This window comes from uncultured Azohydromonas sp., assembly GCF_937926365.1.
In the GTDB taxonomy this organism is placed as follows: Bacteria; Pseudomonadota; Gammaproteobacteria; order Burkholderiales; family Burkholderiaceae_C; genus Azohydromonas.
Genome location: NZ_CALAOH010000027.1, coordinates 1 through 8,412, shown reverse-complemented (window position 1 = coordinate 8,412; position 8,412 = coordinate 1). Strand labels below are relative to the sequence as shown.

Annotated in this window: 10 protein-coding genes and 1 pseudogene; 9 read left to right on the top strand and 2 right to left on the bottom strand. The window is 66.0% G+C overall.

What is annotated here, in order from left to right; all coding sequences use genetic code 11:
* Window positions 1-10: 10 nt before the first annotated feature.
* Window positions 11-691, bottom strand: coding sequence for a tetratricopeptide repeat protein (locus Q0741_RS02820; protein ID WP_298231679.1), 681 nt, complete (start codon window positions 689-691; stop codon window positions 11-13).
* A gap of 149 nt (window positions 692-840) precedes the next feature.
* On the opposite strand from Q0741_RS02820, the gene lipB reads away from it, so the two are divergent.
* Together lipB and lipA are read left to right on the top strand one after the other, a co-directional pair.
* Window positions 841-1,539, top strand: a complete 699-nt coding sequence (gene lipB / locus Q0741_RS02815) for a lipoyl(octanoyl) transferase LipB (protein ID WP_298231678.1) — start codon at window positions 841-843, stop codon at window positions 1,537-1,539.
* The gene (gene lipA, locus Q0741_RS02810) at window positions 1,536-2,546 is read left to right on the top strand and encodes a lipoyl synthase (protein ID WP_298231677.1); all 1,011 of its coding nucleotides are present in this window, start codon (window positions 1,536-1,538) and stop codon (window positions 2,544-2,546) included. The genes lipB and lipA overlap by 4 nt, the downstream gene beginning before the upstream one ends.
* Window positions 2,547-2,635: 89 nt before the next feature.
* Here lipA and Q0741_RS02805 read toward each other — a convergent pair whose 3' ends face one another.
* Window positions 2,636-3,136, bottom strand: a complete 501-nt coding sequence (locus Q0741_RS02805) for a TlpA disulfide reductase family protein (protein ID WP_298231680.1) — start codon at window positions 3,134-3,136, stop codon at window positions 2,636-2,638.
* A 179-nt stretch (window positions 3,137-3,315) separates the two neighbouring features.
* On the opposite strand from Q0741_RS02805, the gene Q0741_RS02800 reads away from it, so the two are divergent.
* The 7 genes and pseudogenes from Q0741_RS02800 to Q0741_RS02770 form a co-directional block, all read left to right on the top strand.
* A complete protein-coding gene (locus Q0741_RS02800; RefSeq protein WP_298231676.1) occupies window positions 3,316-3,825 on the top strand; it encodes a hypothetical protein in 510 nt (169 codons plus the stop codon).
* 31 nt (window positions 3,826-3,856) lie between these two features.
* Window positions 3,857-4,267, top strand: coding sequence for a PTS sugar transporter subunit IIA (locus tag Q0741_RS02795; protein WP_367184056.1), 411 nt, complete (start codon window positions 3,857-3,859; stop codon window positions 4,265-4,267).
* 11 nt (window positions 4,268-4,278) lie between these two features.
* Window positions 4,279-4,548, top strand: a complete 270-nt coding sequence (locus Q0741_RS02790) for an HPr family phosphocarrier protein (protein ID WP_298231674.1) — start codon at window positions 4,279-4,281, stop codon at window positions 4,546-4,548.
* Window positions 4,549-4,645: 97 nt separating this feature from the next.
* Window positions 4,646-6,436 carry a phosphoenolpyruvate--protein phosphotransferase gene (gene ptsP / locus Q0741_RS02785; RefSeq protein WP_298231673.1) on the top strand — a complete coding sequence of 597 codons (1,791 nt, stop codon included), beginning with the start codon at window positions 4,646-4,648 and terminating at the stop codon, window positions 6,434-6,436.
* Window positions 6,437-6,543: 107 nt separating this feature from the next.
* The gene (locus tag Q0741_RS02780) at window positions 6,544-6,876 is read left to right on the top strand and encodes a hypothetical protein (protein WP_298231672.1); all 333 of its coding nucleotides are present in this window, start codon (window positions 6,544-6,546) and stop codon (window positions 6,874-6,876) included.
* A gap of 26 nt (window positions 6,877-6,902) precedes the next feature.
* Window positions 6,903-7,268, top strand: coding sequence for an IS66 family insertion sequence element accessory protein TnpB (gene tnpB / locus Q0741_RS02775; RefSeq protein WP_298231671.1), 366 nt, complete (start codon window positions 6,903-6,905; stop codon window positions 7,266-7,268).
* Window positions 7,268-8,357 (top strand): annotated as a pseudogene (locus tag Q0741_RS02770) (IS66 family transposase); the annotation flags it as partial. The gene tnpB and the pseudogene Q0741_RS02770, both read left to right, overlap by 1 nt.
* Window positions 8,358-8,412 lie beyond the last annotated feature (55 nt).

The following is an 8,412-nucleotide window of genomic DNA, read 5'->3' as shown; positions in this document are numbered from 1 at the left end:
TCACCGCCAACTATGCGTCCAAACCAATAACCATAACTGCAACTGTAGGGTTAAGTGCCGCGGCCGGATCGCCTCCAGCCGCTGCTGCGGCGTACCAGTAGCGCGCCAGACGCAAGTCCTGCGGCAGCCCATCGCCGCTCTCATACATTGAGGCCAGCAGGTACTGCGCGCCGTTGTCGCCGGCCAGGGCCGCTGCGCGGAACCAGTGCGCGGCCTGCGCTGCGTCCCGCGCGGTGCCGCGTCCCAGATAGAAGGCCGTGCCCGCTTCCACCTGCCCTGCGGTGCTGCCGGCTTCAGCTGCCTGCGCGTACCAGCGGTGCGCCGCGGGCAGGTCGATGCGGCCGAGATGCCCGCTGTCGTGCAGCCGGCCAAGATCGAACATCGCCGTAACGAAGCCGTGCTGCGCCGCGCGCGTCATCAGCCGCAGCGCTTCCTGGGTGCTGGCGTGTGGCAACTCGCCGCGCAGGTGCATCACCGCGAGGTTGTGGTCCGCCGCAGGTACGCCGGCGCGTGACAGCCGTTCGAAGGCGGCCTGTGCCTGCGCCAGGCGCCCGGCGTCGTAGTCCCGCACCGCCGCTTCCAGGGCGGCTTGGTCCTGAGCCGAAGGTGCGGCGGCTGCTCCGGAAAGCGCCAGCGCGGCCAGCAGGGCAGTGAGCGGACGCAGCAGGGACGGTGCGGTGCGGTGCTTCATGGCGGCTCGGCGGCGGTGCGGTATGCGTCCACGATACGGCGGCGCCGGCCCGCCACGCCATCCGGGCGGATCACCCGTGCCCCGGACAGGGCCGAAGCGGACGCGGTGGGGGGCGTATGGACGGAATGGGTACGGAGGACAATCCGCCCATGACTGCTGCCGTGACGACTTCCGAAGCTCCTCTGGTGCGATGGCTGGGCCGCACCGACTACGCCGACACCGAGGCCGCCATGCGCGCCTTCACCGAGGCGCGCACGGACCAGACGCCCGACGAGATCTGGATCTGCGAGCACCCGGGCGTGTTCACGCAGGGCGTGGCCGGACGCGCCGAGCATGTGCTGGCCGCGGGCGACATTCCGGTGGTGCAAACAAACCGCGGCGGGCAGGTGACCTACCACGGGCCGGGGCAGGTGGTGGCCTACCCGCTGATCGACCTGCAGCGGCTGGGCATCTTCGTACGCGAGTACGTGTACCGGCTGGAAGCGGCGGTGCTGCGGGTGTTACAGGACTATGGGGTCACGGGGCACCGCGTCGGCGGCGCGCCAGGGATCTACGTGAAGCTGGACGACCCTTTCGGCCATGCAGCACTGACCGGGCCGGCCGATCCGGCGGACCCGTTCCGCGGCCTGGGCAAGATCGCGGCGCTGGGCATCAAGGTCAGCCGCCACTGCAGTTACCACGGCTTGGCCTTCAACGTGGCGATGGACCTGGAGCCCTTCCACCGCATCAACCCATGCGGCTATGCCGGGTTGCAAACCATCGACCTCGCTAAAATCGGTGTTTTCACCACATGGGATGACGCGGCCGCGCGACTGGCGCAGCGCCTGCAGTCGCAACTGAGCCGATGAGCACCGATCTCCCCAGCGCTCCCGCCACGCCCGCTACCTCGGGCGCTGCTCCCGCTCCCTACGACCCTACCGCCAAGCAGAAGGCGCAGGCCAAGACGGCGCGCATTCCGATCAAGGTGGTGCCGGCGGAGGTGCTCAAGAAGCCGGAGTGGATCCGCGTCAAGGCGGGCTCGCCCACGACCCGCTTCTACGAAATCAAGCAGACGCTGCGCGAGCACAAGCTGCACACCGTGTGTGAGGAAGCCTCCTGTCCGAATATCGGTGAGTGCTTCGGCAAGGGCACGGCGACGTTCATGATCATGGGCGACAAGTGCACGCGGCGCTGTCCCTTCTGCGACGTGGGCCACGGCCGACCTGACCCCCTGGACGTCAACGAGCCGGAAAACCTGGCCAAGACCATCGCGGCGCTCAAGCTCAAGTACGTGGTGATCACCAGCGTGGACCGCGACGACTTGCGCGATGGCGGCGCGGGGCATTTCGTGGAGTGCATCCGTCGCACGCGCGAGCTGTCGCCGGGGACGCAGATCGAGGTCCTCACGCCCGACTTCCGTGGACGCCTGGACAAGGCGCTGGACATCCTCAAGGCCGTACCGCCTGACGTGATGAACCACAACCTGGAAACCGTGCCGCGCCTGTACAAGGAGGCGCGCCCGGGTGCGGATTACCAGTTCAGCCTCATGCTGCTGCAGCGCTTCAAGGAAACCGTGCCTGGCGTGCCGACCAAGAGCGGCCTCATGGTGGGGTTGGGCGAGACGGACGAGGAGATCCTGCAAGTCATGCGCGACATGCGCGCGCACGGCATCGACATGCTCACCATCGGCCAGTACCTCGCGCCCAGCGGCCATCACCTACCGGTGCGCCGCTACGTGCACCCGGATACCTTCAAGATGTTCGAGGACGAGGCCTACAAGATGGGCTTCACGCATGCCGCGGTGGGCGCGATGGTGCGTTCCAGCTACCACGCCGATCAGCAGGCGCATGCGGCCGGTCTGGCGCCGACTGCCTGAAGCGAAGAACCTGCGCGACACACCGCAGGTCGGCGTAGTCCCATGAAAAAGCCGGGTCGCGTACCCGGCTTTTTGCTGTCCGTGCAGGCTCACCCCTTCTTGAGCAGATCCTCCACCAGTGCGTGCAACGCGGCGAAGTCCGGCTCGCCCACGTAGCGCTTGACGATGCGGCCTTGCTGGTCGATCAGGAAGGTGGTGGGCGTGAGCTTGACATCGCCGAAGCGCTGGGCGATCTGGCCCGTGTTGTCGATGGCCACGCCGAAGGGCAGTTGTCGCGTCTGAGCGAACTTCGACACATAGGCTGGCGGGTCGTAGCTCATGGCCACCGCGATCGTCTCGAAGCCTCGGCTCTTGAACTTGTTGTAGGTAGCGACGATTTGCGGCATTTCCTTGACACAGGTGACGCAGCTGGTGGCCCAGAAGTTCACCAGCACCACCTTGCCCTTGAGGGCCGTGGTGCTGCCGGAGCTGCCGTCGAGCAGCGTGTAGCTCACCTCCGGTGCCGGCTCCGCGGTCGCCATGCTTTGCCAGGCCAGCACGCCCGCGGCCAGTGCGAGGGCGGCCGCCACACCGACGATAGGACGACGCAGATTCATGGAAAGCTCTCGCTGGAAGCAGAAAACGAATCAGTTTATGCCAGGCCCCCAGGAGGCGGCTTGACATCGGTCATTTCCGCTCCGGTGTGTCCGCAGGGCGATGTGCAGCAGGGGAAGGCAGGCAAGACAGGCATGGGGTGCTGCCGATAATGGCCGGCATGATGAGCAGCGGCGTGAAAAGCTGGATGGCCGGTCTGGCACTGTGCGCGGGGGCCTGTACGCCGGCATTGAACTGGCGCGAAGTGCGGTTGGACGGTGGTGCGCTGGCGCTGTTTCCCTGCAAGCCCGAGCACCAGACCCGCACCCTCACGCTGGTCGGGCAGCCGGTGGCTCTGACGCTGCATGCCTGCGAAGCCACGGGGCTGCGTTTTGCCGTCGCGCAGGCCGATGTGCAGGATCCGGCTCGCGTGGAAGCGGCGCTGGCTGCCCTAGCTGCGGCGCAGGCGCGCAACCTGCAAACCACGCTGCCGCCAGGCGATGCGGTGCAGGTGCCGGGCATGACGCCCAATCCGCAGGCGCGCCGTTACGCGCTCAGCGGCCGCCGTCCCGATGGCGCGGCTGTTCAGGCGCAACTGTTGCTGTTCGCCCGTGGCACGCAGGTGCTGCAGGCCACCGTGCTGGACGGTGCACCGGACACACCGGCCGTGCACACCTTCATGGATGCGCTGCGCGTGTCGGGATGACGGCGCGGCAGCCCTGGACGGGCTGCGCATAATGCCGGCCATGGCTGGATTGCTTCTTATCGCCCATGCGCCCCTGGCTTCCGCACTGAAGGCGGTCGCCCAGCATGCTTTCGCGGACAGCGGCGTGCCTTTGCAGGCGCTGGATGTCGAGCCGGACACGAGTTTCGAGGACATCGAGGCGCAGGCCCGTTCGCTGTTGCAGCGCCTGGGTGTGGAGGAAGCGCTCGTCCTCACCGATGTTTTCGGCGCCACGCCTTGCAATGTGGCGCAGCGCTTGGGCGATGCGCAGCGCGTGCGTGTGATCGCCGGCGTCAACGTGCCGATGCTGTGGCGTGCGCTGTGCTATGCAGCCGAGCCGCTGGAAGCGCTGGCAGCGCGGGCCGTGGCCGGTGCCACCCAGGGCGTGCTGCAACTGCCCATGCCGCACAACTCCGTCTCCTGAGCCGCTTTTCCATGATTCAGACCACGCTGACCATCAGCAACAAGTTGGGCCTGCACGCCCGCGCTTCGGCCAAGCTCACCAAGTTGGCGGCTAGCTTCAAGTCCGAGATTTTCCTCAGTCGCAACGGGCGCCGCGTCAATGCCAAGAGCATCATGGGCGTCATGATGCTGGCGGCGGGACTGGGCGCGGAGATTCAACTGGAAGTTGAAGGCCTCGACGAGCAGGCCGCCGCCGAGGCGCTGAAGGCGCTGGTGGACGACAAGTTTGGCGAGGGCCAGTAGTTCCCCCGACATCCGGCCTTGACGCACGGCAGGGCAATGCTGCGCTTCGGGCCAATCCGAAGGCTTGAGCCGGATTTGCACTGCTAAAGTGCCCCGAATGAGCATTCAGGTATTCGGGCTGCCCGTTTCGCGGGGCGTAGCCATCGGTCGGGCAGTGCTGGTGGCTTCCAGTCGCGTGGATGTGGCGCATTACTTTGTGCCGGCGTCCCAGACGCGCCGCGAGATCGAACGTCTGCGCCGGGCACGGGATGCTGTGGCGGCCGAGCTCAGCACACTGCAACGTGACTTGCCGCCTGAGGCGCCGAGCGAACTGTCCGCTCTGCTCGACGTGCACCTGATGCTGTTGCATGACGAGGCACTGGCCGAAGCCATCATGCATTGGATCCTGGAGCGCCACTACAACGCCGAATGGGCGCTGTCGGCTCAGCTGGAAGTGGTGGCGCGCCAGTTCGACGAAATGGAAGACGAGTACCTGCGAGGCCGCAAGGCCGACATGGAGCAGGTTACGGAGCGGCTACTGCGCGCCCTAGCGCGCGATGGCACGGATTCGGTTTCCATGGTGGCGGCGCCGGCACAGGATGTCGCCGGGGAGGACCCGCTGGTGCTGGTGGCCAACGACATTGCACCGGCGGACATGCTGCAGTTCAAGCGCAGCGTCTTCACGGGATTCATCACAGACGTCGGCGGTAAGACCTCGCATACCGCTATCGTGGCGCGCAGCATGGACATCCCGGCGGTGGTGGGCGCGCGCGAGGCCAGCCGGCTCATCCGCCAGGACGATTGGGTGGTGATCGACGGCGATACGGGAGTGGTTATTGTCAATCCGTCGCCGATCGTACTGGAGGAATACCGGTTCCGTCAGCGCCAGAGCGAGTTGGAGCGTGCCCGATTGAATCGTTTGCGTCATACGCCGGCGCTAACCCTGGACGGCGAGAACGTGGAGTTGCTGGCCAACATCGAACTGCCCAGCGACGCGCAGGCCGCGATGGACGCTGGCGCCGTGGGCGTCGGGCTGTTCCGTACCGAGTTCCTGTTCATGAACCGGGGCGGCGTGCTACCCAGTGAGGAAGAGCAGTTCGAGGCATACCGGTCGGTGGTGCAGACGATGGCGGGTCTGCCGGTGACGATTCGTACCGTGGACATCGGCGCGGACAAGCCGCTGGAGCGCATGTCGCTGCAGGAACTGCGCCATGAACATTCGTTGAATCCGGCGCTGGGACTGCGGGCGATCCGCTGGAGCTTGGCCGAGCCGGCCATGTTCCGGCAGCAAATCCGGGCCATCCTGCGTGCCAGTGCCTACGGCAAGATCAAACTGCTGTTGCCGATGGTGGTGCACCTGCGCGAGATCCGCCAAACCATGGAGCTCATCACGCGCGCGCGTCAGCAGTTGCTGGATAGCGGACATCCGATCGGCGAGGTACAGGTGGGCGCCATGATCGAAGTGCCGGCGGCCGTGATGATGTTGCCGGCCTTCTTCCGTCACTTCGATTTCGTCTCGATTGGCACTAACGATCTGATCCAGTACACGCTGGCCATTGACCGTGCCGATGAGCAGGTGGCGCATCTCTACGATCCCTGGCATCCAGCCGTACTGACGCTGATTGCCGATACCATTGCCTGTGCGCAACGCCATGGCAAGGGTGTCAGCGTCTGCGGCGAGATGGCGGGTGATCCCGCTTTCACGGAGCTGTTGCTCGGGATGGGGCTGCGCAGCTTTTCCATGCACCCGGCGCAGATTGCCGGTATCAAACAGCGAGTGCTGCGCGCCGATACCCGAAAGCTTCAGGGAGCCATCGAGCGTACCTTGCAATCTGAAGATCCTCAGGCCGCGTGGAGCTCCATCAGCACACGCAGTGAGGAAGCCTCTGAAACGATTCTTCAGCACTAGCCCCAATACTGTTCAGATACGCGTAAGCGGTCGCCCTGCGGCGTTCTTCACCGCGGCGTTGCCATCCGAACAATGCCCTCATCGGTAACGCATGAGGAGCGACAAGGATGGAAGCAAGCAGGCAAGTCGTCAGGAGAAGGCGGCTGGACGAGTCGGCATGGCGTGAGGTGCTGCAGCGCTTCGACGGGGCAAGGATGACGGTGGAGGACTTCTGCCGCGCTGAGGGACTGTGCCGCAGCAGCTTCACCCGCTGGCGCCGGCGGCTGCGCACGCCGGCTGAGGCTGCTGTGGCGGTGGTGGCGAAGGCGTCCAAGCAGGAGGCGCCGGCGGCGTTTGTGGACCTGGGGCTGCTCGGTGGTGCCGGCGCTGCGCCGCTGCCCGCGCTGGACTTGCGTATCGAGCTCGGCGGCGGCGTGGTGCTGCACCTGGTGCGGCGCTGATGTTCTTTCCCGAAGGCCGCATCCGCGTGTTCCTCTACGGCAAGCCTGTGGACATGCGCAATTCCTTCACGGGGCTTTATGCCCTGGCGCGCCACGGTCTGCAGCAGGACCCGTTGAGTGGACACCTCTTCGTGTTCGTCAACCGCCGTGGCACGCAGGCAAGAATTTTGTATTTCGACCGCAGCGGCTGGTGCATTTGGGCCAAGCGCCTCGAGGCGGGGTGTTTCATCAGCGATTGGGCGCAGGTGTCGCACCGCGAGATGGACTGGACGGCGTTGAAGCTCATGCTCGAAGGCATCGAGCCGCGCCGCCGGGCCAAGCGCTATGCGCATGGCAGCGCAGCGCCGGCTGGCACTTCAATGCCGCTGACGACCCCGGTAACATCGGCGTGATGTCGACCACGCTGCCTCCACGAGATCCTGCTGCCGATTCGGCCGTGCTGGACGTGCAGCAGCTCACAGCGCTGGTGCAGCGCCAGGCCGATCTCATCGAGGCACAGCAGCGCCAGATCGACTGGTTCAAGCGCCAGCTGTTCGGGCGCAAGAGCGAGCGCTTCGTGCCGCCGCCAGACCCCCAGCAACTGCACCTGGGACAGCTGCTGGGAGAGCTTCCTGCCACACCCGCGGCAGACGAGTCCACCAGCGAAGTCGGCCCGCACAAGCGGCGCAAGCCGCGCGGCGACTTCGCCGATGACAGCGCTCCCGCGTCGTTCTTCGACGAGACCAAGGTGCCGGTGCACACCATCGAGGTGGCCAACCCCGAGGCCCAGGCGCTCGCGCCCGGGCAGTACGAGGTCATCGGCGAGAAGGTCAGCTACCGGCTGGCACAGCGCCCGGGGGCGTATGTGGTGCTCAAGTACGTGCGCCCGGTCATCAAGCGGCTCGACACCCTGACGCTGCATTGCCCCAGCGCCCCGGAGGGCGTCATCGACGGCAGCCGCGCCGACGTGAGCTTCCTGGCGGGCTTGGTGTTGGACAAGTTCGCTTGGCATATTCCTCTGTACCGGCAGCACCAGCGCCTGCTCGACGCGGGCTTCAAGCTCAGCCGCGGGTGGTTGACGCAACTGGTGCAGCAGGCGGCGCAGCTGCTGCAGCCGATCTACGAGACACAGTTCGACTCCATCCGCCTGTCCCGGGTCAAGGCCATGGACGAGACGCCCATCAAGGCCGGACGCGCCGGCGTGGGCAAGATGCGCGCGGGCTACTTCTGGCCGGTGTACGGCGAGCTCGACGAGGTCTGCTTCCCGTACTTCGAGTCGCGGCGCCACGAACACGTGCAAGAGGCCTTGGGGCTGTGCAACGTGCCTGGCGCGGTGCTGCTTGTCCGACGGGTATGAGGCGTATAGCGCATACGCGAAGAAGACCGGCGTCACTCACGCTCAATGCTGGGTTCACTGTAGACGCAACTACTTCGAAGCTCAGGCAGCCGAACCACAGGTAGCCGCCGAGGCACTGCGCCAGATCGGGGCCCTTTACAAGATCGCCTCTGATGAATTTCAAGTGGGTTGCCGGGCATGAGGGTTGACCGCACTGAAGT